23 protein-coding genes are annotated in these 22,889 nt (G+C 51.8%); all 23 read left to right on the top strand.

Features of this window, described 5'->3' with window-relative positions; all coding sequences use genetic code 11:
* The first annotated feature begins 522 nt into the window (after positions 1 to 522).
* Positions 523 to 2,280 carry a hypothetical protein gene (locus tag H7A02_12205; protein MCP5173017.1) on the top strand — a complete coding sequence of 586 codons (1,758 nt, stop codon included), beginning with the start codon at positions 523 to 525 and terminating at the stop codon, positions 2,278 to 2,280.
* Positions 2,281 to 2,376: 96 nt separating this feature from the next.
* Positions 2,377 to 2,751: a flagellar protein FlaG gene (locus H7A02_12210; protein ID MCP5173018.1), complete on the top strand. Its 375-nt coding sequence runs from the start codon at positions 2,377 to 2,379 to the stop codon at positions 2,749 to 2,751.
* A 133-nt stretch (positions 2,752 to 2,884) separates the two neighbouring features.
* Entirely contained in the window at positions 2,885 to 4,927 is a 2,043-nt protein-coding gene (fliD, locus tag H7A02_12215) for a flagellar filament capping protein FliD (protein ID MCP5173019.1), read from the top strand.
* Positions 4,928 to 4,944: 17 nt separating this feature from the next.
* Positions 4,945 to 5,343, top strand: a complete 399-nt coding sequence (fliS, locus tag H7A02_12220) for a flagellar export chaperone FliS (GenBank protein MCP5173020.1) — start codon at positions 4,945 to 4,947, stop codon at positions 5,341 to 5,343.
* Entirely contained in the window at positions 5,340 to 5,705 is a 366-nt protein-coding gene (locus H7A02_12225) for a flagellar protein FliT (protein MCP5173021.1), read from the top strand. The genes fliS and H7A02_12225 overlap by 4 nt, the downstream gene beginning before the upstream one ends.
* Before the next feature lie 330 nt (positions 5,706 to 6,035).
* A complete protein-coding gene (locus H7A02_12230; GenBank protein MCP5173022.1) occupies positions 6,036 to 7,472 on the top strand; it encodes a sigma-54-dependent Fis family transcriptional regulator in 1,437 nt (478 codons plus the stop codon).
* Between the two features lie 112 nt (positions 7,473 to 7,584).
* The gene (locus H7A02_12235) at positions 7,585 to 8,811 is read left to right on the top strand and encodes a PAS domain-containing protein (protein MCP5173023.1); all 1,227 of its coding nucleotides are present in this window, start codon (positions 7,585 to 7,587) and stop codon (positions 8,809 to 8,811) included.
* Positions 8,804 to 10,180 carry a sigma-54-dependent Fis family transcriptional regulator gene (locus H7A02_12240; protein ID MCP5173024.1) on the top strand — a complete coding sequence of 459 codons (1,377 nt, stop codon included), beginning with the start codon at positions 8,804 to 8,806 and terminating at the stop codon, positions 10,178 to 10,180. Before H7A02_12235 ends, H7A02_12240 begins: the two co-directional genes overlap by 8 nt.
* A gap of 28 nt (positions 10,181 to 10,208) precedes the next feature.
* Complete coding sequence (gene fliE, locus H7A02_12245; GenBank protein MCP5173025.1) at positions 10,209 to 10,532, top strand: flagellar hook-basal body complex protein FliE; 324 nt, start codon at positions 10,209 to 10,211, stop codon at positions 10,530 to 10,532.
* A gap of 47 nt (positions 10,533 to 10,579) precedes the next feature.
* Positions 10,580 to 12,247: a flagellar M-ring protein FliF gene (gene fliF, locus H7A02_12250; protein ID MCP5173026.1), complete on the top strand. Its 1,668-nt coding sequence runs from the start codon at positions 10,580 to 10,582 to the stop codon at positions 12,245 to 12,247.
* Positions 12,240 to 13,247, top strand: coding sequence for a flagellar motor switch protein FliG (fliG, locus tag H7A02_12255; GenBank protein MCP5173027.1), 1,008 nt, complete (start codon positions 12,240 to 12,242; stop codon positions 13,245 to 13,247). The genes fliF and fliG overlap by 8 nt, the downstream gene beginning before the upstream one ends.
* Positions 13,240 to 13,875, top strand: a complete 636-nt coding sequence (locus H7A02_12260; protein ID MCP5173028.1) for a hypothetical protein — start codon at positions 13,240 to 13,242, stop codon at positions 13,873 to 13,875. The genes fliG and H7A02_12260 overlap by 8 nt, the downstream gene beginning before the upstream one ends.
* A gap of 2 nt (positions 13,876 to 13,877) precedes the next feature.
* On the top strand, positions 13,878 to 15,260 hold the full coding sequence (gene fliI / locus H7A02_12265; protein ID MCP5173029.1) for a flagellar protein export ATPase FliI: 1,383 nt from the start codon (positions 13,878 to 13,880) through the stop codon (positions 15,258 to 15,260).
* Positions 15,260 to 15,694, top strand: coding sequence for a flagellar export protein FliJ (fliJ, locus tag H7A02_12270; GenBank protein ID MCP5173030.1), 435 nt, complete (start codon positions 15,260 to 15,262; stop codon positions 15,692 to 15,694). The genes fliI and fliJ overlap by 1 nt, the downstream gene beginning before the upstream one ends.
* Positions 15,695 to 15,809: 115 nt before the next feature.
* Complete coding sequence (locus H7A02_12275) at positions 15,810 to 17,099, top strand: flagellar hook-length control protein FliK (protein ID MCP5173031.1); 1,290 nt, start codon at positions 15,810 to 15,812, stop codon at positions 17,097 to 17,099.
* 321 nt (positions 17,100 to 17,420) lie between these two features.
* A complete protein-coding gene (locus tag H7A02_12280) occupies positions 17,421 to 17,948 on the top strand; it encodes a flagellar basal body-associated FliL family protein (protein ID MCP5173032.1) in 528 nt (175 codons plus the stop codon).
* A 20-nt stretch (positions 17,949 to 17,968) separates the two neighbouring features.
* Positions 17,969 to 18,955 (top strand): FliM/FliN family flagellar motor switch protein, encoded by a 987-nt coding sequence (locus H7A02_12285; protein ID MCP5173033.1) that lies wholly within the window; start codon positions 17,969 to 17,971, stop codon positions 18,953 to 18,955.
* A gap of 16 nt (positions 18,956 to 18,971) precedes the next feature.
* Positions 18,972 to 19,346, top strand: a complete 375-nt coding sequence (gene fliN / locus H7A02_12290) for a flagellar motor switch protein FliN (GenBank protein MCP5173034.1) — start codon at positions 18,972 to 18,974, stop codon at positions 19,344 to 19,346.
* Complete coding sequence (fliO, locus tag H7A02_12295) at positions 19,343 to 19,816, top strand: flagellar biosynthetic protein FliO (protein ID MCP5173035.1); 474 nt, start codon at positions 19,343 to 19,345, stop codon at positions 19,814 to 19,816. The genes fliN and fliO overlap by 4 nt, the downstream gene beginning before the upstream one ends.
* A 41-nt stretch (positions 19,817 to 19,857) precedes the next feature.
* Complete coding sequence (gene fliP, locus H7A02_12300) at positions 19,858 to 20,559, top strand: flagellar type III secretion system pore protein FliP (GenBank protein MCP5173036.1); 702 nt, start codon at positions 19,858 to 19,860, stop codon at positions 20,557 to 20,559.
* A gap of 60 nt (positions 20,560 to 20,619) precedes the next feature.
* A complete protein-coding gene (fliQ, locus tag H7A02_12305; GenBank protein MCP5173037.1) occupies positions 20,620 to 20,889 on the top strand; it encodes a flagellar biosynthesis protein FliQ in 270 nt (89 codons plus the stop codon).
* A gap of 7 nt (positions 20,890 to 20,896) precedes the next feature.
* Positions 20,897 to 21,664, top strand: coding sequence for a flagellar biosynthetic protein FliR (gene fliR / locus H7A02_12310; protein MCP5173038.1), 768 nt, complete (start codon positions 20,897 to 20,899; stop codon positions 21,662 to 21,664).
* Between the two features lie 47 nt (positions 21,665 to 21,711).
* A complete protein-coding gene (gene flhB, locus H7A02_12315; protein ID MCP5173039.1) occupies positions 21,712 to 22,839 on the top strand; it encodes a flagellar biosynthesis protein FlhB in 1,128 nt (375 codons plus the stop codon).
* Positions 22,840 to 22,889: the final 50 nt, after the last annotated feature.

Genomic DNA, 22,889 nt, shown 5'->3' on the forward strand with positions numbered 1-22,889 from the left:
GTTCGTATTGCGTGAAGGCATCGTCGACGAAGTAGTCTATCAGCTGGTTCAATCGCACAGCGGCGTCGTCATCCAAAACCTCAACTCAATAATTATCTATTGAATCGCTTCAGCCTGCGGATTCGCGATAACGGGATGCTATTTTTATATTGCGTTATCAAGGTCTATGGCGGGCATGATTCGTTAGTTTTTACGGCCATGCCATTATTGCGAGAAGGCGCAGCCGACGAAGCAATCCACGAACAGCAAATAGCCCCCGTTGTTATCGTTTTGTTTGGTGCATGACAGGATTGGTCAAAAGACGCACAGATTCGGTCAGCAATGTGCCAATTGGTTCACATTTTTTCTTCTAAATTATCCAGTTGCAAAAATTCTTTCAATAAATCCTAAAGTTGTAAAAACAGTTGACGATATATGGAGTATCGGCAGTGGAGACGCACAGTCGATCATGTGACTCCAGAACAACTTTGAAACCGCGAATGTCGGCCACTGCCGATCAGCGGAAACCAAGAGGAAAGAATTATGGCACAGACAATCAATACCAATATTGCTTCGCTCAATGCCCAGCGTAACCTGAACAGTTCGCAAGGCGCGTTGAATACTTCATTGCAGCGTCTTTCAACAGGTTTGCGCATTAATAGCGCAAAAGACGATGCTGCCGGACTGGCCATCTCTGAGCGCTTTACTACCCAGATTCGCGGTTTAAACCAGGCCGCTCGTAATGCCAACGATGGTATTTCTCTAGCCCAGACTGCTGAAGGTGACTTGGCGCAGATTACCAATAACCTGCAACGTATTCGTGAATTGGCGGTACAGTCAGCTAACGCTACTAACTCCTCGAGTGATAGAACTGCTCTGCAGTCGGAAGTTGCTGAGTTGGTTGCAGAAATTGACCGCGTATCCTCTACCAGTGCGTTTAACGGCGTTAAATTGCTGGATGGTTCTTTCGCTTCACAAACCTTCCAGGTTGGTGCAAACGCGGGTGAAACAGTCAGTATTGCCAATATCAGCAGTGCCCGTACTGCCGTATTGGGTCAAACTACAGGTGCTTCACTGGCTGCTCCCGGCACGGCAATTCAAGCCGGTTTTGCGGCAGGTGATCTGACGGTTAATGGTAACGCGATTACTGCTACAGCGGATGCTGCTGCTATCGCCGCTGCCATTACCGCTGCCGATGTTAACCTTTCCGCTACTGCTACCAATGCCCAAACCGGTATTGCTTTTGCTGATGTAGTGGGTACGGCTGGTGCGGCTGCTTCTCCTACTGAGAATACGGTAACAGCTATTGCCGGTACCGCCGATGCCAATGGCCAGCAGTTTATTCTGACTATTGATGGTGTTGAAGCTGCTAATGTTACCCTGGCGAATACTGAAACTGTCGCTACTGTAGCGATTGCTGCTGAGATCGATTCGGATTTTGCAACGTTTATTTCTAACAGTGGTGGTGCCTACAGTATTACTTCCGGAACCCTGTCTGGTGGTGATCTGGTGCTTTCAAAGGCGGACGGCACAGCAATTACATTCGATACAAGCACTAGTACGTTGGGTGGTGTAGCTGCGAGTGTGACTGAATCTGAAACGACAGCGGGTACGCCAGCGGTAACAGCTGTTGCGCCTGACTATACCCTTTCTGTCAATGGTACAGCCCTTGATTTAACCGCAGCGGGTGCTGATGGCACTATCACGGCTACTGAAGTTGCTGCCTTGATCAACAGTTTAAGCGGGTTTACTGCATCTGCTCCAACAGCAACAACGCTGGATATTTCTACCGATGATGGCAGCAATATTGCGCTGGTTGAAGGCGGAACAGAAACGGCTGGTGAAGGTCTGGCTGCTACAGGCACAACCTATCGCGGCGTGATCAGTGCTATTACTTCTGCGGCTGATGATTTGGTAATTGGTGGTGCAACACCAGGTAATGCTGGTCTTTCTGCAGGGACTACAACGGCAGATACCCTGATCGGTACTACCGTTGCGAATACGGATATTTCCACGGTTTCTGGTGCGAATGCTGCGCTACTCTCTGTTGATGCTGCGTTGACTACGATTAACAGTAGTCGTGCGTCACTGGGTGCGATTCAAAACCGCTTTGAATCAGTGATTGCCAGTATTCAAACGACTTCAGAAAACCTGAGTGCTTCTCGTAGCCGTATTCTTGACGCCGACTTTGCGGCAGAAACAGCCAACCTGACACGTGCCCAGATTCTGCAGCAGGCTGGTACCGCGATGTTGGCTCAGGCCAATGCGTTGCCACAGAATGTTCTGGCGCTACTCCAGTAGTTGATGAGGTCGATTAGCCAGACGGTAAACGGGAGGGGGTAGTGACTACCTCTCCCGTTCAGGTGTCGACGCTAAGAGTAGAATGAGGCAATTACAATGTCTGAAACAGCAATTACAGCGTTAACGTCACTGTCCAAGCAGGCCAGTACTGAAGCGCCAGCTGCCATGACTTCCCGGCAAGAAGTGCCGTCGAGCGGCAATGTCTTACCGCCGGAACCAACAGCGGAAGTCACTCGAGAGGACGTGGTAGAGGCGGTGAGTAATATTACAAGTTTTGTGCAGAATATTACTCGGGATCTTCAGTTCCAGGTTGATGATGTAACAGGAGGCACTGTTGTCACAGTGCTAGACAGCGAAACTTCCGAGATTGTGAGGCAAATTCCCTCTGAAGAAGTGCTGGCGATATCCCGTTATATCACAGAATATGCGCCGGATCCGGTCAAAGGACTGTTAATGAACAGCGAAAGTTAGTCGAAGTTCGACGGGAAGAAAAGGTTGGCACTGTGCTTGCATTTCCCTTGTGGCTGGTGCCGCCTTGACTGAGGGTGGACAGGCGCTTGAACAGGTACTTTCTCAATAAGGTTTGTTGTACAAGGGATGCTTTATGCTGACAGCGACAGGAATAGGTTCAGGACTTGATATCGAGAGTCTGGTTACCCAGCTGGTAGCGGCTGAAAGGAGTCCCGTTGAAAGTCGCCTGCTAAACAAGGAAGCCACTCTTACAGCAGAGTTGTCAGCGTTCGGATCTTTTAAGGGTGTATTGGCCGGATTTCAATCGGCGTTGGCCAGCATTAATTCTCTGTCAACCTTTGGTCGGCGAACAGCGGAGTCCAGTGATTTATCCATCGCGACTGTCAGCGCGTCAAGTGCGGCGGCTGAAGGCAGCTACAGTCTTGCTGTCTCGCAGCTGGCGATGTCCCACTCTCTGGCCAGTGGCAGTTATTTATCGTCTGCCAGTGAGGTGGGCACTGGTACGTTGACTTTCCGGTTCGGTACCACAGACTATGTTTCCCCTGATCCTGGTCCCGAGAGCTATAACAGCTTTTCGGTTAATCCAGAGCGCGGTGTGGCGACCATTACTATCGATAGCAGCAACAACTCGCTGGAAGGGGTTCGCGATGCTATCAATGATGCGGATATCGGTGTAAACGCCGTTATCGTAAACGATGGCTCCGGTTATCGATTGCTGCTTAATTCCGAGCAGAGCGGAGCTGATAACAGCCTTGAAATCACGGTGGATGACACCGGTGATAACGATGATCTGGATGCCTCTGGTCTTTCCGCGCTGGCTTTCAACAGCAGCGCCACCAACATAGAACAGACAGTGGCGGCGCAGGACGCCATTCTGAGTATTAATGGTCTGAATATCACCAGCAGCACCAATAGCGCGAACGATGTCATTGATGGGGTTAATATTGAACTCAAAGGGCTGACCGGGGCTTCACCCATTACGCTGTCTGTCAGCGAAGATCGGGCCAGCGTAAAAAAAGCGGTGACAGATTTTATCAATGGTTATAACAATTTTATTCAAACCGCCAACACGCTGACGGCTTATGACCCAGATTCCGGTAACGCGGGGGCATTGCAGGGAGACTTTTCTGCGCGCTCCATTGTCGCCCAGCTTCGCCAGGTCATGACCAGCGCGGTTGAGGGGTTTAACGGCCCTTTCAGCAGTCTGTCGGAAATGGGTATCACAACACAGGCTGACGGCACGCTGAAAGTTGACAGTGCCAGCCTGGACGATGCGCTGGAAAATAACTTTGACGTCATTGTCGGCATGTTTGCTGCGGTAGGGCTTCCTTCTGATAGTGGCGTTGAGTTTATCAGCTCAACAGCTGAAACAGTGGTCGGCAGTTACGCTGTCAATATCAGCCAGATGGCTACCCGTGGTCAACTGGTGGCGGCAACGGCTGCATTTCCGCTAACCATTAATGATGATAATGATAATTTCACCCTTGCCATAGATGGCGTCAGTACGGCCAGTATTGTCCTGACCCAGGGCAGTTATACTTCCGGGGCGGAACTGGCCGCAGAAATTCAGGCCCGAATTAATGGTGACAGCGCTCTTGTGGCGGCAGGTGTCGCTGTCAGTGTTGAATATGATGTGGACCATTTTACGATCACGTCGGAGCGCTATGGTTCTGCGTCAAAAGTCGAGATAACGGCAGTAGACACCAACTCTGCGGCGGAGCTGGGTTTTTCTGTGGCTGCAGGAACGGATGGTCTGGATATCGCGGGGACTATCAATGGACAGGCCGCTACGGGTTCTGGGCAACAGCTTACGGGTGTCGCAGGCAGCTCGGTTGAAGGGCTTGTTTTACGGATAGCCAGTGGCGCATCGGGTGACCGGGGCATCGTCGATTTTTCCCGTGGTTTGGCATACCAGATAAATGCGATGATCAGCAGTTTTCTCGAAACGGATGGTGTGTTGGATTCAAGAACCGACAGTATTCAGGGCCGGATTGATGATATCGGTGATCAGCGAGAGGTTCTGGACCGCAGAATTGAAGCGCTGGAGGCGCGCTACCGGGCGCAGTTTAATGCGCTTGACGGCTTGCTGGCGCAGTTGCAAACCACCAGTGATTTTTTAACGCAGCAATTGGCGTCTCTGCCGGAAGCAGGTACGTTGCTGAGAAGTAACAGATAGCAAAAACGAGGTAAATAATGAATCAGGCAGCATTAAGTCAGTACCAGAGCATTAGTGTTCAAAGTGGCATTACAGATGCTACGCCGCATCAAATGGTTGCCATGCTTTTTGATGGCGCGCTGGACAGGGTGTCATCTGCCAAGGGTTCTATAGCCCGTAATGAGGCGGGGAGAAAAGGGGAGTTGCTGGGCAGTGCCATTGCCATTGTTGACGGCATTCGGGCCAGTCTTGATTATGAGAAAGGTGGCGAAATTGCGGCCAACCTGGGTTCCCTTTACGATTACATTGAGCGCCGCCTTCTGGAAGCGAATGTGAAGTCGGATGTTGCCATACTGGATGAGGTCAGCTCCTTGTTGAAAGAGCTTAAAGCGGGCTGGGAATCTATTCCCCATGACATCCGGAAGGCGTCCCTATGAGTGTTGCGGTGGCACAAAGACAGGATACGGCGGGCCATGTCGACCATTGTCGGCGGCTGGCAAACGTGCTGTCGCTGACCAAGACGATGCTCAATCATGCTGACGCGGGTGAGTGGGATGTCGTCGCCCGCCTGGAAGTTGAACGTCGGGATGATTTGGCGATCTGCTTCAGCCAGGCTTTACAGGCAATTGATTCGGTGCTGGTTGCGGAAGCTATTGCAGCACTACTTCACCTCAACGAAGAGTTAATGTCCAAACTGAAAGTTGCCCGTGATTCGGTGCTGGATCAGGGGCGGACACTTTCCCGCCAGCAGCTTGCAGCCAGCAGTTATCAGGATATCGGTAACCAACGTTACAAATAACCTGTTCTGTGTACCGGGTGGCAGGTTTGCCCGGGCAGGCGCCGCAGCGCAATCGAAAGCAGAAAGGTTTTTCTGCTCCCTTCAAAGAAATACGATAAAATCCCGAGCCTGTTCAAAAAAGTGGCGCTGCAGCGGTGTTTTGGTTTTCTGGAATGCTGAAGTGTCAGAATCTTGACATATTCAGAACCTGTGCCGACAATCAGAGTACACTGCCGGGGCATCACTGGGGTTAGCCCCGAATTAGTCGCATTCACCACATAACCGACCTCTGAAAAATCGGGGCTGTCGTGTGATGAGAAGTAGCCATTATAAAAAAAGGAAAAGTCCGCAATGCCAGACGCTGTAAATCCGGTTGTCATTATAGATGTTGTCAATGAGCGAGCGGAGCAACTGGTTTCATTGGTTGAGTTTCTTGAATTCAAGCCGCGGGTGGTATCAGACAAAGATGCGTTGATATCCGCACTAACCGCTGAATTGCGCCCGCTAGTGGTGTTGGCCTGTTCGGAATCTTCCCTTTCTCTGCTCAATATCGCCGTTGAGACGCTTGCCGAGCAGGATATCAGTTGCGCCTGTTATTTCCTGAAAAAAGAGGGGGAAACAATACCGACAAGTCTCAATCAGGAAGTGCAGGATGTTCTGACGGTGCCCATGACTTATAAAACCCTGTTGGGAACCATGCATGAAGCGCAGCTTATTTCACAGTCAAAACGACGACCCAAGAATAAGTTGGTCGCAAAGCTGGCTCATCGGCTGGTTGGAACCAGCCGGGATATCCGCTATGTCGGCGAGCTGGTTAATCAGGTGGCAGGTACGGAGGCCTCGGTACTGATCACCGGTGAATCGGGCACGGGCAAGGAGTTGGTTGCCAGCAATGTGCACTATTTGTCCCACCGCAAGGACAAACCCTTTGTGCCGGTAAACTGTGGAGCGATTCCGGCAGAACTGCTCGAGTCCGAATTGTTTGGCCATGAAAAAGGCTCTTTCACGGGAGCGATCACTTCCCGCCAGGGGCGGTTTGAAATCGCCGAAGGCGGAACACTGTTTCTTGATGAGATAGGTGATATGCCAATGAATATGCAGGTTAAACTGCTGCGTGTTCTTCAGGAAAAAAGCTTTGAGCGGGTGGGCAGTAACAAGTCCATTCAGGCCGATGTGCGTATTGTTGCCGCTACGCATCAAAATCTGGAGCAACTGGTAGCGGAGGGCCGCTTCCGTGCGGATTTATATTACCGCCTGAATGTGTTTCCGATAGAAGTGCCGGCGTTGAGAGAGCGTCTCGAAGATATACCCTTACTGGTGAAGTCTCTGGTCAATCGCATGGAGCTGGAAAAGCGTGGCACGCTGCGGTTGAGTGAGGCAGCGATGGCGGGTCTCTGTCAGTATTACTGGCCTGGTAATGTCCGTGAGCTTTTCAATCTGATCGAGCGGCTTGTCATTCTGTTTCCGGATAAAGAAGTTGGCTGGAATGATTTGCCAGAAAAGCTGCGTCCGAATAAAGACTGGGTTGCGGAGCAGGCAGAGCTTCCGTTTACGCAGTCAGGCGATAGCGATTTTTCGCAACAGGTGCCAAGTATGCTTCCCCTCGCGGGACTTGATCTTAAAACACACCTTGCGGGCATTGAGCGCAGTCTGATGGAGCAGGCGCTGGAACAGTCTGACTGGGTAGTTGCGCGGGCCGCAAAACTTCTCAATCTACAGCGAACAACGTTGGTAGAAAAAATGCGAAAATTTGAAATTTCCCGCCCGGAGGGAATGCCGGAATTTTGACTTTGCATTTCACTGTTTTTTTATCCGACTGATTTTAAAGCGTTTTATTTTAGGCATGCTTATTGCTTCGAGATGATTGTTGATCGATAAGAGCAATTATCCGGAGAGAGTAATGAGTCAGGCACAACCCTTGTCGGCGAATCAGCTTGAGCAGGCGTTTGAGGTATTTACTCGGGTATCACACGAGCTGGACACATCGTACCGAGAGCTTGAAGGCAAGGTTGAAGGCCTGACTCGCGAGTTGGTTCAGGCGCGCACCGGTCGTCTTAAGGAGCTGGCTGAAAAAGAGCGTCTTGCCCATCGTCTATCTTCATTAATTGCAGTTTTGCCCGGTGGTGTGTTGATAGTCGATGCCCGGCAAAATATTCGCGATGTAAACCCTGAGGCGCTGGAGCTGCTGGGTGGCCCTCTGATAGGTGAGCACTGGAGTCAGGTGATCGATCGCGTCGCCAGTGGTCGTGCCTTGAAAGATAAAGAATTAAGGCTGAATAGCGGCAAGTGTATTTCTGTGGTGAGTCGTCAGCTGGACAACTCCGGTGATCACGTTGTATTGGTTACTGATGTCTCCGAGATTCATCAGCTGCAGGAGCAGTTGGGTCGTAAAAAACGCTTGACTGCGCTGGGCGAGATGGCTGCCCGGCTGGCACACCAGATTCGCACACCACTGAGTTCAGCAACTCTGTATCTCTCCCAGCTAAGTCGTCACGATTTGCCTGCCGAAAGGCGCGAGGAGATTGCCGTTAAAGTTGGCGATCGTCTGGGGCATATGGGCAGCTTGATCGATAGCATGCTGAGCTTCGTTCGGGGCGAAACTCCAACCACAGAGACGATATACCTGAATCAGGTGCTGCAAAGTTTTGAGCTCACTGTGAGGCCTCAGGTCGAGGCTGCCGGTTCACAGATTCTGGTTCCCGCTGTTGATAACACCCTGATGATTTCTGGCGATCAGGACGAGCTTGTGGGAGCGCTGAGTAATCTGGCAATGAATGCTCTGGAGGCTGCAGAGGGTGGTATTTTTCTGGAGCTGTGGGTGGGAGCTTTGAACGATGATTGGTTGCAGATCCAGGTTCGGGATAATGGTCCCGGAATCAGCGAGGATATTCTGGATCGGGTATTCGATCCGTTTTTTACCACCCGGGCGCAGGGTAATGGTCTGGGGCTGGCAGTTGTTGCCAGAACCATCAGCCATCATGGCGGAGAAATATCGGTGCAGAACCGTCCGGCAGGCGGAGCAGAATTTCTGATTAATTTACCAATAGCAAAATCGGTTTCTGTCGAGGTAGAAGGTCTGCCTGAATTGGGCGCCGAATGTAATCTGGAGGTCGGACACGATGACTGAGGCAGCCAAGGTGTTGGTGGTAGAGGATGATCAAACATTGCGTGAAGCACTGTGTGACACGATTCAATATGGTGGTTATCAGGTGGTATCTGCCTGCAATGGGGTGGAGGCGCTAAAAAGCCTTGAGCGTGAATCTGTGGATATGGTGATTAGCGATGTGCAGATGGATGTCATGGATGGTCATACGCTGCTGCGGGAAGTGAAGTCGAGACGCCCTGAAATGCCTTTTGTCATGGTGACGGCCCACGGCAGCATTGAAAAGGCGGTAGAGGCTATGAGAGAGGGCGCAACCGATTACCTGCTAAAGCCATTTCAGGCGGAGGTGTTGCTGGAAATGGTCAGTCGCCTGGATGCCGCCAGTAGTTCTGGCTGCTCTGGCGCTGCGGGCATGCTGGCAGAAGACCCCAGCATGTTGAGTGTTTGTGAATTGGCTCGCCGTGTAGCAAATACCAGTGCGTCGGTATTAATCAGTGGTGAATCAGGAACAGGTAAGGAGGTGATTGCCCGTTATATTCACCAGCATTCGGATCGCGCAGAACGGCCTTTTCTGGCCATCAATTGTGCGGCCATTCCCGAATCCATGCTTGAATCCATGCTATTTGGTTATGAAAAGGGCGCCTATACCGGCGCCCATCAGTCTCGCGCTGGCAAGTTTGAACAGGCGAACGGTGGCACCCTGCTGCTCGATGAGATTTCGGAAATGGACCTCGGTCTTCAGGCCAAGCTGCTTCGGGTACTGCAGGAGAAAGAGGTTGAAAGGCTGGGTGGTAACGTGCTGATTCCTTTGGATGTCCGGGTGCTGGCCACCACTAACCGCAATTTGGCAGAAGAGGTGGCGGCGGGTCGCTTCCGTGAAGACCTGTATTACAGGTTGAATGTCTTTCCCATCCACTTGCCTGCGCTTCGGCAGCGGCCAAAGGATATTCTGCCGTTGGCGCGCTCCTTTTTGCAGCGGCATGCGGAGGGGCAGGTGCCTGTGTTCTCCAGGCAGGCGGAAGAAAAATTACTGGCTCATCAGTGGAAAGGGAATGTCAGAGAGCTGGATAACTGCATGCAGCGGGCGACTATTCTGGCTGGTGGTAACCAGATTGGCGAGTCTGATATTTTCTTTGAAGACTCGCTGTCAGGTGGCATGAATGCTGATTCGAGTGCGGTGTCAATGGGTGTGACCGATACCAAAATTCAGAGTGGTGCGATGCTGGATGGGGATTTAAAGGCGCGCGAAAGGCAGATAATAGTCGATGCACTAAAGGCAGTTGATGGCTGCCGTAAGGATGCCGCAGACCGGCTTGGTATCAGTCCGCGTACGTTGCGCTATAAATTGGCTAGACTGAAAGAGCAGGGTGTCACAATTCCGGCGGCCAGCTAATGGCCATATCCAAAATAAGGTGGAAATCATGAGCAGTATGGATATTAATCAGGTGTTGGCGCAGATGCGAGTTATGGCTGCGGCGGCGAGTAACACGGGCCCGGCTGGTGAAGTGGCCGGCAGTGAAAAAACCGATTTCGCAGCGCTGATGAAAGAGTCGATAGACAAAGTTAATGACGCTCAACATCAGGCCAAGGATATGGCAACAGCATTTGAGTCCGGTGATGCCAGTGTTGAGCTGCCGGAAGTGATGGTGGCACTTCAAAAAGCCAGCATTTCCTTTCAGGCTATGACGCAGGTCCGCAACAAACTGCTCAGTGCCTATCAGGAAGTAATGAATATGCAGGTATAGGGGGCATCCACAAGGGCGCTTAACCGAATCGCTGAAAGAAGATAATTATGGCCGAGAACTCTCAAAATCTGCTTAACCGTTTCAATAGCCTCAGTCGGCAGCCGGCAACCCGTCAGCTCGGCTTGCTGCTTGGTCTCGCTGCCAGTATTGCGTTGGCTATGGGGCTTGTGCAATGGGCCATTGAGCCAGACTACTCTCCGTTGTATGGGGATTTGTCGCCAGCGGCTTCCGCTGAAATCATTAATGCTCTTGAGCGATCCGGTGTGCAATACAAGGTGGACAGCCGCTCGGGATTAGTGAGCGTTCCCGCTGATCGCGTCCACGAGGTCAGGTTGAAACTGGCCAGTGAAGGCTTGCCTGAAAATGATGGTTCCGGCTTTGACATGCTTTATAAAGAACAGGAAATGGGTGTTAGTAGCTTCATGGAAAAGGCGCGTTTTGATCGCGCTCTCGAGCGGGAACTGTCCAACTCAATCGCCTCCATTGAGAGTGTTCGCTCTGCGCGCGTTCACCTGGCATTGCCGAAGCAATCCGCGTTCGTGCGCAAAAAGAACCAGCCTGCCGCATCCGTGCTATTGAATCTGGTTGCGGGGCGGGAGCTGACCGAGCGGCAACTGGCTGGCGTGATACACCTTGTGGCATTCAGTGTGCCGGGACTGGAGGCAGAGCAGGTTTCCGTGCTCGATAACCGGGGTCGCCTGCTCTCGTCACAGGGCGGTGATGATGAATTTGCCTATACCAAAGAACAATTCCGTTTCGCCCGTCAGCTTGAGCAGAGTTATGCAGACAGAATCACTGAAATTCTGACACCTATTGTTGGTGTTGGTGCAGTGAATGCGCAGGTGGCAGCAGAGATGGACTTTCGCCGGGTTGAGAGAACCAGTGAGATCTTTGAGCCTGATACTCGTGTTCGCAGTGAGGAGCTGATGGAAGAAACCTCGGCCACGAGACGAGCAGAGGGCATTCCGGGAACGTTGAGCAATCAGCCGCCGGAAGATGCCGTACTGACAACTGATCTGGCGGATACTGATAAAGCAGCTCAACAGCCCAGCCGTTCCAGCAAACGCGAAGTTCGCAATTATGAGATGGATAAAACTATCAGTCATATCAAGGAAATGCCGGGTACGTTAAGTCGGTTGTCAGTTGCCGTTGTTGTAGATTATCGTGCGGGGGTTGACGATCAGGGCGATGCCGTTCGGCAACCCTTGTCAGAGACACAGATGGCGGAAATTACTTCTCTGGTCAAGGAAGCCGTGGGTTTTGATGAGGAGCGAGGTGATCGTGTGAATGTGGTTAACGCTTCCTTTGTGGCTGCACCTGAACTGGAGCCAATGCCAGAGCCTTCGTTACTGGAACAGGAATGGGTGTGGAGGGCTGCCAAAATTCTGCTGTCAGGTATTGCCGTGATTTTAGTGATCTTTACGGTACTGAAGCCGTTGATGCAGGCTTCCTCTGCGCCGCCGCCCGCCGCTCGTAACCTGGCGCCTCCCGCTGCTCAACCAGGTATGGCGGGCTATGCACCCCCGCAGGCGATGGCTGGTGCGTCCATGGAGGGTGATCAGGTGACACTTAGTGGTCAGCAGGCTCCGGGGTTGCCGGGAGGAGGTGGTGCACAAGGTTACCAGCAACAGTTGTCGATGGCCCGTTCAATGGTTAGCGGGGAGCCGGAGAGAGTGGCGCACGTAGTGAAGAGTTGGGTGGCAAGTGATGGTTGATGCAGTTTCTGATTTATCTGGTTCTCAGCGGGCCGCAATTTTCCTTCTGGGTGTGGGGGAGGAGGGCGCTGCGTCCATTATGCGCCATATGGCGCCGAAGGAAGTACAGCGTGTTGGTGAGGCGATGGCCAAGCTCTCGGACATTTCCGATGAGCAGATCAGTGCCGTGGTTCGTGAATTTTCCGAGAAGGTCAGCCAGGTTAACCCTATTGGTATTGGCGCCAGTGATTTTACCAAGCGGGTCATGGTGCAGGCGTTGGGTGAAAACCGGGCTAGAACCATGCTCAACAAAGTGATGCAAGGCAGCAGTGGAAATGGGCTCGACGCACTTAAATGGATGGATGCTCGGGCGGTGGCGAACCTTATCAAGAATGAACACCCACAAATTATTGCTATTGTTCTGACGTCTCTTGATGATGATCATGCAGCACAGGTGCTGTCCATGTTGCCTGAAAGTTTGCGGACCAACGTGGTTTTGAGAATTGCCAAGCTGGACATGATTGATCCGGCCGCACTCCACGAGCTGGATCAGGTACTGGAAAAGCAGTTGGGTATGACGCAGGATGTGCCGCCAGCGCGGGTGGATGGTATGAGTTCGGCAGCTGCGATACTCAACCATCTTGACTCTGAGCAGGAGGCGGACTTGCTGGAGGCGATGAAGTTGGCTGACAGCGAGCTGGGTGAAAAAATTCAGGAACTGATGTTTGTCTTTGATAACCTCAACGCGTTGGACGACAGAGGTTTTCAGCGACTTATTCGTGAAATTGCTGTCGATAGTCTGGTGATTGCACTGAAAGGCGTCGACCCGCAGCTGCAGAACAAGTTTTTCAAAAATATGTCCTCCCGTGCTGCTGAGATGCTGAAGGAAGACCTGGAGTCGAAAGGCCCGGTAAAACTTTCTGAAGTGGAGGCCGCACAAAAAGAGATTTTGACAATTGCAGCCAGGCTGTCGGATGAAGGCGAAATTTTCCTCGGTAAAGGAGGCGGTGATTTTGTCTGAGCACAGCGTTTCCGGGGCTACACCTGCTGACGAAACTGCTGTGCAGGAGGGGCCGGTTGTGGAGCGCTGGCAAGCGCCTTTCTTTGACCCGCAGGCAAGTGAGGCCAGGCCCGACCCTGAAGAGCTGGAGAAACTGGCTCATGCCCGTGGTTTCCAACTGGGTAAATGGGAAGGGCTGGAGGCAGGGCGTTTGGAGGCGGAAAAACTGGTCAAACGCATGACCCGGATAATAGAAGAGATGGCACAGCCGTTTCGGGGGATTGATCAGCAGGTTGCCAGTGAGCTGGTGCAGGTTGCTACGTTGATCGCCGGTCAGGTTGTGCGTAGAGAGCTGAGTATTGACTCGGGAACCGTTACCGCTGTTGTGGATGAGGCGCTGAAAACGCTTTCTGATTTGAGCGGAGATATCCAGATTTACCTGAACCCGGCGGATGTTGCTATGGTTCGCGAGTTACTGGTGGAATCTCTGGAAGGTAAATCCTGGAAACTGGTAGAAGATGTCGAGATGCTTCCCGGTGGGTGTCGGGTGAAAACACCACTGTCCTATATCGATGCTTCAGTCGAAAAACAGATGGAGGTGGTGTTCAGTACTTTATTGGAGGCCAGCGAAGAACAGCTGGATTATTAAAGATGAGTGTCCTTCAAGATACGCAGGCTCAGCGCTCTTCCTTTCTGGCGCAACATCTTGCCAGTGTATCGAAAGAAATCAGGCCGCCGCTTTTGCAGGAAGAAGGCTCCTTGGTGCGCATGGTGGGGATTAAACTCGAAGCAGCCGGTTGTCAGGCACCGATTGGCAGTCGTTGCAGAGTGATAGCCGATGCCGGTCACGCCATTGAGGCTGAAGTGGTGGGCTTTGCCGGTGGCAGCCTGTTTCTGATGCCTGAAGGCAATCTAAGTGGTGTCAGAATTGGTGCCAGAGTTGTGCCCATTACCACCGGGGGTGCGGTCGCCGTTGACGAGCAATTGCTCGGCCGGGTTGTGGATGGTGCGGGCAACCCTATTGATGGTGGCAAGGTGCTGAAATGCATGCATCATGTTCCTCTTAAAGGCGAGCCAATCAATCCATTGCATCGCAGCCCTATTTCCGAACCGCTGGATGTTGGCGTGCGCGCTATTAATAGTCTGCTGACGATGGGCAAGGGCCAGCGAATGGGCCTGTTTGCCGGCAGCGGTGTCGGTAAAAGTACCTTGCTGGGGATGATGACCCGGCATACCTCAGCAGATGTTATTGTGGTGGGGTTGATAGGTGAGCGTGGGCGAGAAGTCCGCGACTTTGTTGATCAGACTCTGGGTGCTGATGGGTTGGCCAGAGCTATTGTTGTGGCAACGCCAGCGGATGATTCGCCTTTGATGCGTGTCCATGGTGCCTGGCGCGCGACCGCGATTGCCGAGTATTTCCGCAATCGCGGGAAAGATGTTCTGTTACTAATGGATTCCCTCACCCGGGTTGCACAGGCGCAGCGGGAAATTGGCCTGGCCGTGGGTGAGCCACCCGTGTCAAAAGGTTATCCGCCGTCGGCGTTTTCAATGTTGCCAGCTCTGGTTGAGCGGGCCGGAAACGGCCATGGCCAGCAGGGTTCGATAACGGCAGTCTATACCGTGCTGGTGGAAGGCGATGACCACAACGACCCTGTTGCGGATGCCTCCAGAGCCATTCTCGATGGCCATATTGTGTTATCACGACAGGTGGCAGATTCAGGCTTGTTTCCCGCTATTGATATTGACGCTTCTGTCAGCCGCTCAATGACAAATATTGTCAGCGATGATCAGCTTGGTGCGGCTCGTCAGGTTAAACACCTTTATTCGGCGTACCAGCAGAACCGGGATTTGATTAATATTGGCGCCTACCAGCAGGGAACGGATGAGACAATTGATCGTGCAATAAAGGCAGCGCCGCGTATCCGCAGCTTCCTCGGCCAGCACGAATCCGCCAAAGTGGATATGCAAAGCAGTCTGCAAGCCTTGTTTTCCATGAAAAATCTTTCCGAAATGAAATCAGGGAGGGCTGACTAGTGGATGGCGGGAAAATTGGCAAGGCGGCGACTTACGCCAAAACGGTTGAACAAAAATCTGCTCGCGAGCTGCAACTCAATCAGCAGGGGCATCTTCAGAAGCAGCAGCAGCTTGATCAGTTGTTGCAGTTCAAGCAGGAGTATGAGGATCGGCTGGGTTCGATGGGACAACACGGGATTGCTGCCCGGCAATTGCAAGATTATCGGCTGTTTCTCAGCAAGCTCAATCAGGCGATTAGTCAACAATTGCAGGATGTCCAGAAAGCAGAAGAAAATCTTGAAGAAGCCCGAGAGCAATGGAAAGAAGAAGCTAAACGGACGTCAGCATTTGATCACCTTGTTGAGCAACACCGCCGTCTGCAAATCGAGGCACAAAATAAAGCCGAGCAGAAAACGGCAGATGAAGAGACTCTGGCCCGGCAGCTTCATTCCTGATCGGCCCCCTGGTTTTATTTCCCTCAGTGACACCTTAAACGTCCTTTTGGCATATATATTGCTATTTTCTTCAGGTGAGACAGAAGTCTAACGTAACCCTGGAGGGTATAGTTTGATGTTAACGGTTAGCAGCACCTCAATAGAATCTTCGGGTGTCCGTTTAAGGAGTTCCCCAAGCTCGGAAAGCTCTGCAGAATCGGGTGTTTCGGCTTCCGGTGAGAAATTCGGGGATGTTCTGAACCAGCAATCGACAGCCACAAACACGGGCGATGCCCGGCAGCAAACAGTTGCCGAAACTCCGGATGACGGCAATGTTTTGCAGTCGGCCGGTAATAACTTGCCAGGTGATGAGTCCGCCGAGCCTGAATCAACGACACGATCTCCTGACGGGGTGGAGCAGTTGGTGGCGGAGCAGTTGACGGCTCAGGAAACCACACCCGAGCAGATGGGTTTGGCTGAACAGACGGTATTTGCTTTGCCCGAATCTGTTGCAGTGCCTGCTGTGGCGGGGGCCGGTGTTGCGCCTGACTTGGCAGCAGACGGGGAGGAGTCTCTCCGTGAAGATTTTCTTCGGGCAAAAGGCTTTGTGGTTAGTGAAACTGCACGGCAGACGGAGCCTGTGGCAACGGCAGCTGCCATGACAACCACGACCTCAGCAGTCTCAACGTTAACCGGGCAGGTGCGCTTGTCGGCTAACGGCAGCGTGCAGTCACTGCGCGATGGTGCTAAGACGGTTTTAGCAGAAGCTGAGGCAGCGTTGCCTCAGCCAGAAATCGGGGAGCAATTACGTAATTTTCAACAGGCGCTGGCGTTGAATAAGGCGGTCTCCAGCGATCAGCAATTGATGGTTGAGGCAGGTGGTGCACAGTCGAAGCCAGTTTCTGGTCAAGCGGTACAGTCTGCCAGTGTTGTTTCGGGTGCGTTGCCATTGCAAATGACGGTTGACCCTGCGGCTGGAGGTAAAATACCGATAACGGGTGCGCTGCCCACGCCAGTTGCTCATCATAGCTGGGGTAATGAGTTTTCAGGCCAGGTTACTTTCTTTGTCAGGCAAGGCGTTCAGGAAGCAAGCCTGCAATTAACGCCGCCGGATCTTGGTCGTCTGGATATCAAGATAACAACAGACGGAGATCAAACAAAGATGCTGTTTACGGTGCAGAATGCTACAGCCAGAGAGGCTATTGAGCAGGCCATGCCGAGGCTCAGGGAGATGCTTGATCAGGCCGGACTTCAGCTGGCCCACAGCGAGGTTGCGGATCATTCACAGTCCCGGCACAAAAACAACGGTGCCAATGACGCTTTTACAACCCGGAATACGCTGGCCGAGCTTGAAGAGTCCGGTGAATCCAAATCGGTTGGTCTGTCTTTGCGTGTGTCAGACAGCCTCGTTGATTATTATATCTAGCGGTTTTGTATCGGATACCTTGAACAGGCGCCCGCTAATTTTTCAGCTGGCGTCGAGTGGTATCGACCACTAACCGCTGCTTTCGGACCCCTGCTGTTATCGTCTTCTCGCGCCTGGTTTACAGGCTTTTCTCTGCTGCTGGCTGAAAATGACGATGGTTATTGAAGTGCCCGCTGTCTTGCTGGTGTCAAAACTCTGACTCACTGTTTTTTATGTCTTCCAACTAATTGATAAATAAAGACTTATTTCTTGGTATGGCTTTTGCTTTAGCCAAAGTGAATAATCCCTGCTGTCATTAAACAGTCGTTACTAGGAGGGACTATGGCAGCAGATGAATTGAACTTGGGGAAAGACATGCCAGAAAACGGTGAAGAAGAAGTAGCTCCAGAGGCCAAGGGTGGAAAGAAAAAAATCATTATCCTGGTTGTGGCCGCTTTGTTAATAGGCGCTGGAGCCGCATTTTTCCTGATGAGTGGTGGTGATGATGCCGAGCCAGAAGAGGTTGTTGAGAAGGTGGTGGTCGAGCAAGACCTTGACCCAATCTACTTTCCTCTGGCGCCCGCTTTTGTCGTTAACTACGAATATGACGGTAAAGTCCGCTATGTACAGATGGAGCTGCAAATCATGTCTTACCATCAGGATGTGATCGATAAAGTGGAGGCGAATATGCCTGCTGTGAGGAACAGCCTGATTATGTTGTTTGGCTCGCAGGATTTTGATGAGCTGCGCACAGTGGAAGGCAAGGAAAAGCTCCGGGCGCAAGTTAAAAACAATATTCAGAAAGTGGTTAGATTAAAGGGTGATGCCAAGGTGGATGATGTTTTCTTTACCGCCTTCGTGATGCAGTAACAAGTGGGTGACTACAGATAATGGCGACTAAAGATGTGTTATCAGAGGGAGAGTTGGATGCGCTGATGGATAGCGTATCCGGTGGCGATGTGCCTCTGGAGGATATTGGTGATGGTCGCTCCTGTCAGCCGTTTGATTTCAGTACTCGTGAGCAGGCACTGTTGGCGCAGATGCCTGCTCTGAGAACCATTAATGAAAAGCACTCGCAAGCTCTCGAGGGTGGTTTGTATTCCCTGTTCAAAATGACCTCCGAGGTGGCTGTTGCCGATATTAAATTGCGGAAGATTTCCGAAGTGCTTGCCGCTATTCCTGAGCCGTCAGCCATCAACGTTGTGAAAATCAAACCGTTTAATGGTAGTACGCTGGTTGTTCTGCCCGGCGAGTTGCTGTCATTTTTTGTTGATCAGTACTTCGGCGGTGCGCCTGGCTCAAATACGGCTATGGCGGCCAGAGAAAATCTGACGCCGACGGAAAAACGTATCAGTGATGTTTTGCTGGACAAATTCATGTCAACGCTGGTTGAGGCATGGAAGGAAAAGATAGTCTTGTCCTGTGAGCTGGAGGCCTTTGAGGTCAATCCGGAGTTTTTACCGCCTTTGCCGCTGGGTGAGATGGCGATGCAATTCCAGTTTGAGATTCGTGTGCTTGAGTGGAAGGGTGCTATTGACTGGGTGGTGCCTTATTCCGCACTTGAGCCCCTGCGCGGCAAGCTGGGTGATCCGGCCAAAAAACCATCGCCGAGGCAGAGTGATAAAAGCTGGGAAAATTATTTTCGGAACGAATTGCTCGGCGTTGATATTGAAGTGAGCGGTTTGTTTGCCTCAAGGCAGGCAAGCCTGGGTGATGTGCTCGCTTTTCAAATGGGTTCTATCGTGCCACTAAAACCGCCATCAGATGTTGCTGTGTGCATTGATGGGCAGCCTTTTTCAAGTGGTGAGTATGGTGTTGCGAATGGGCATAAAGCTATCCGGATAAAAGAAGTTTTCAGTTCTGATAGCCAGCCATAAGTTTACGGAGACGGGAATGAGTGAAGATTTGGAAGGTGTAGTTGAGTCTGGTGACGAGTCCGTCAAGCAGCCTGAACCGTTGCCGGAGTTTGAGCAGCAACCGAATACGCCAAAGGCAGGTACTTCGGGGGAGATTAACCTGGAGGCTCTGATGGATGTGCCGGTGACGCTTTCGGTGGAGATTGGTCGCAGCAAGCTGCCAATAAAACAGTTGATCAGCCTGAACCAGGGCTCTGTGGTGGAGCTTGACCGGGAGGTTAGCGAGCCTCTGGATCTGATGGTGAACGGTACTCTTATTGCCCGCGGAGAGGTGGTAGTGGTTGACGGACAGTTTGGTTTGAGGTTGATCGATATTGTCAGCCCCTCTGAGCGATTGAAGAAGCTGAAGTGATGAGAAACAGGGCGGCAATGAACCGTGTGGCAGCAATATTCTTATTGTTGCCTGCTCTGCTGCTCGTTTTCCCCAGTGTGTATGGTGCAGAAGCAGTTGCTTCAAAAGACTTGTTGAGTGCAGGCTATTTCTTTCAGGTTTTTGGCTCTCTGCTGCTGGTCCTGGGGCTGGTGTTCGGGCTGCTGTTTTTGTTGAGAAAAATTAACGGGCTGCCGTCCGGCTCGAAAGCAACGATCCGCGTGCTTGGCTCGGTCCGTCTTGGTTCGCGCGAAAAAATGATATTGGTACAGGCGGGTGAGCAGCAACTTTTAATTGGTGTGGCGCCGGGCGGAATCAGTACGCTGCACACTTTTGAAAAGCCCATTGAGGGGGTGGCAGACCCTGCTGCCTTACCGGGCGGAGTTAAATCCGGGATTGATTTTGCTTCGCTACTGGGTAAGTCAAAGAAAGCAGATGGTGATCCTCAGTGAAGTTTCTTGGTTGCGGTTTTTGGCTGGCAATACTATTGCTGATGCCTGAGTTTGCACTTGCCGATGCAAGTATCCCCCTTCTGACCGTGCAGCCGGATGGCAATGGTGGCAGCAGTTATTCGGCCAGTATTCAGATTCTGTTGCTGATGACACTCTTGAGCCTGCTGCCCGCAGCGCTCATTACCATGACGTCATTCACCAGAGTATTGGTGGTGCTGGCTATTTTGCGACAGGCACTGGGCACCGCCCAAACGCCTTCGAATCAGATTCTTTTGGGGTTGGCGCTATTCCTCAGTCTCTTCATTATGGCGCCGGTACTGGAGAAGGCCTACGACTCGGGATTAAAGCCTTACATGGATGAAACCATGGAGTTTAACGAGGCGTTTGAGCACGCCAAGTTGCCGTTCAGGGAGTTTATGCTTGGACAAACCCGTGAAGCAGACCTGATGATGTTCGCCGAGCTCGGTGGTTACGACGGCTTTCAGAGTGAAGATGATGTGCCGATGAAGGTGTTGTTACCTTCATTCCTGACCAGTGAGCTAAAAACCGCTTTTCAGATTGGCTTTCTGGTGTTTATCCCCTTTCTGGTGATCGATTTGGTGGTAGCCAGTGTGCTGATGTCGATGGGTATGATGATGCTGTCTCCCATGTTGATCTCGCTACCGTTCAAAATCATGCTGTTTGTGCTGATCGATGGCTGGTCATTAATTGTTGGCACTCTTGCGGCGAGTTTCGTCACCTGACGTTACCCGCTCAATTGGGGCCTTTCAGTTAACAGAGTTGCCGTTGCCGGAGGTAAATAAATGACACCTGAAGCTGTATTGGATATTGGTCGAGAAGCGCTCTATCTGACAGCGTTGCTGGCCGCGCCGCTGTTACTGTCTGCGCTTGCTGTCGGCTTGCTGGTTGGTGTATTTCAGGCGGCTACGCAAATTCAGGAAATGACGCTGAGTTTTATTCCGAAGTTGATTATTCTGGTGTTTGCGCTGTTGATTGCGGGCCCCTGGATGCTGCGCATGCTCACCGAGTTTACGTTGCAATTGTTCAATGATATTCCGGGAATTCTGAGGTAGCTGACAGATGTTTACTGCGCAGCAACTGGTTGGCTGGATTGAAGGCTATTACTGGCCGTTTTTGAGGTTGTCGGCAATGCTTCTGGCATCGCCGGTGTTCAGCGCTTCTTCTTTCCCTGTACGGGGTCGTATTTTACTGGCGGTGCTGGTCACAGCTCTGGTTGCGCCGTCATTGCCAGCATTTCCTGACATTGACCCCTTTGGTCCGGAAGGAATACTCATATCCGGGCAACAAATTGTTATTGGTCTGGCGATGGGGTTTGTTGTGCAAATGATTTTCGGTGCTGTGGTGATCGCCGGGCAGTCGTTGGCCATGACCATGGGGCTGGGTTTTGCCATGTCGGTTGATCCGCAAAATGGTGTTCAGGTACCGGTTTTGAGTCAGTTTTATGTGATTCTGGCGACATTGATTTTTCTGGCGCTGGACGCTCACCTGATTCTTATAGAGTTGCTGGTGCAGAGCTTTACCTTGTTGCCAGTAGGTTTTGCCGGTTGGGATAACGGTTTTGCATGGAATGTAGTGATCTGGGGAAGCCAGATGTTCATGAATGCCCTGTTACTGGCAATCCCGGCATTGACGGCGGTGCTGCTGATCAATGTCGCGTTTGGGGTGATTACACGTGCTGCTCCCCAGTTGAATATTTTTGCAGTGGGTTTTCCGGTCACCATTATGGCCGGGTTTTTGTTCATTTTGTTGTCCTTGCCAACCACGCTTGATTTGCTAACCGAGATGTTTGATGCGGGATTGTTGCAGGCTCTGGATATGTTTCGGTGAAAACCGTTTCCGGACATGAAAAATTTAACAGGCCCTAGAGAACTGTTATGGCAGAAAATCAGAGTTCATTAGAACGCACCGAACAGCCTACCGAACGGCGGAAAAAGGAATCCCGCAAGAAGGGCCAGGTTCCCCGGTCACGCGAGCTAAACACCATGCTGTCACTGGTTATTGGCGCTTTAGGGCTGGTGATTATGGGCGGCTCGATGGCCGCTGAATTCGGTGAGCTGTTTCAGTCGGTGTTGAGCTTTGAGCGCCCTCTGGCCTACGACAAAGAGATAGTTGCGGTACGCCTTGTCAGCGTATTGCTGTCATCCCTGCTGATTCTGTTGCCATTTTTTGGGGTCATGATCGTCGCTGCGTTTGCCGGCCCTCTGGCAATGGGTGGTTGGTCATTCAGCCCTTCAGCAATGGCGTTCAAACTGGAGAAACTAAGCCCTCTGAAAGGCATCAAACGGGTTTTTTCTGCCAAGGGGCTGCTGGAGCTGTTTAAGGCGTTGTTCAAGTTTCTGCTGCTGAGTACAGCTGCCGCAATACTGTTCAGTCTTTCCAGTGAAAAAATTCTTCAGCTGGGTGGCTTGCCTGCATTGCAGGCTTTTACGGAAGCCAGCCGGTTTTTGGTTTGGAGTCTGTTGGTCATCAGTGCGGCCATGATTTTTATTGTGATATTTGATGTGCCGTTTGAAATCTGGAATCACAACCGGCAACTGAAAATGACCAAGCAGGAAGTCAAGGACGAGATGAAAGAAACAGAGGGGCGGCCAGAGGTGAAGGGTCGTATTCGCACATTGCAGCGGGAAATGTCTCAGCGTCGGATGATGGATGCGGTGCCTACGGCCGATGTGGTGATTACCAACCCGACGCACTTTTCGGTGGCGCTCAAATATGATGATGTGCCGGGAGCTGCCCCGAAGGTGGTGGCCAAAGGGCGAGATTTGGTGGCATTGAAAATCCGCACCTTGGCAAACGAGCATGATGTGGCAATTTTTTCTGCACCGCCGCTGGCCCGAGCACTTTATGCCACCACCGAGATTGGTGATGAAATTCCGCAGAATCTTTATGTCGCCGTCGCCAAGGTGCTGGCGTACGTGTACCAGTTGCGTACGGCTAGCAGTTCTACCTATACGCAGAGACCAAATGACATAGAAGTACCAGAAGAGTATCGGGATCTTTAGGGATGAAAGACCGACGAGGATCGAGAGTAAGTGAACATGTTGTGGAGTGT

The organism is Pseudomonadales bacterium, from assembly GCA_024234435.1.
Lineage (GTDB): Bacteria > Pseudomonadota > Gammaproteobacteria > Pseudomonadales > Porticoccaceae > JACKOF01.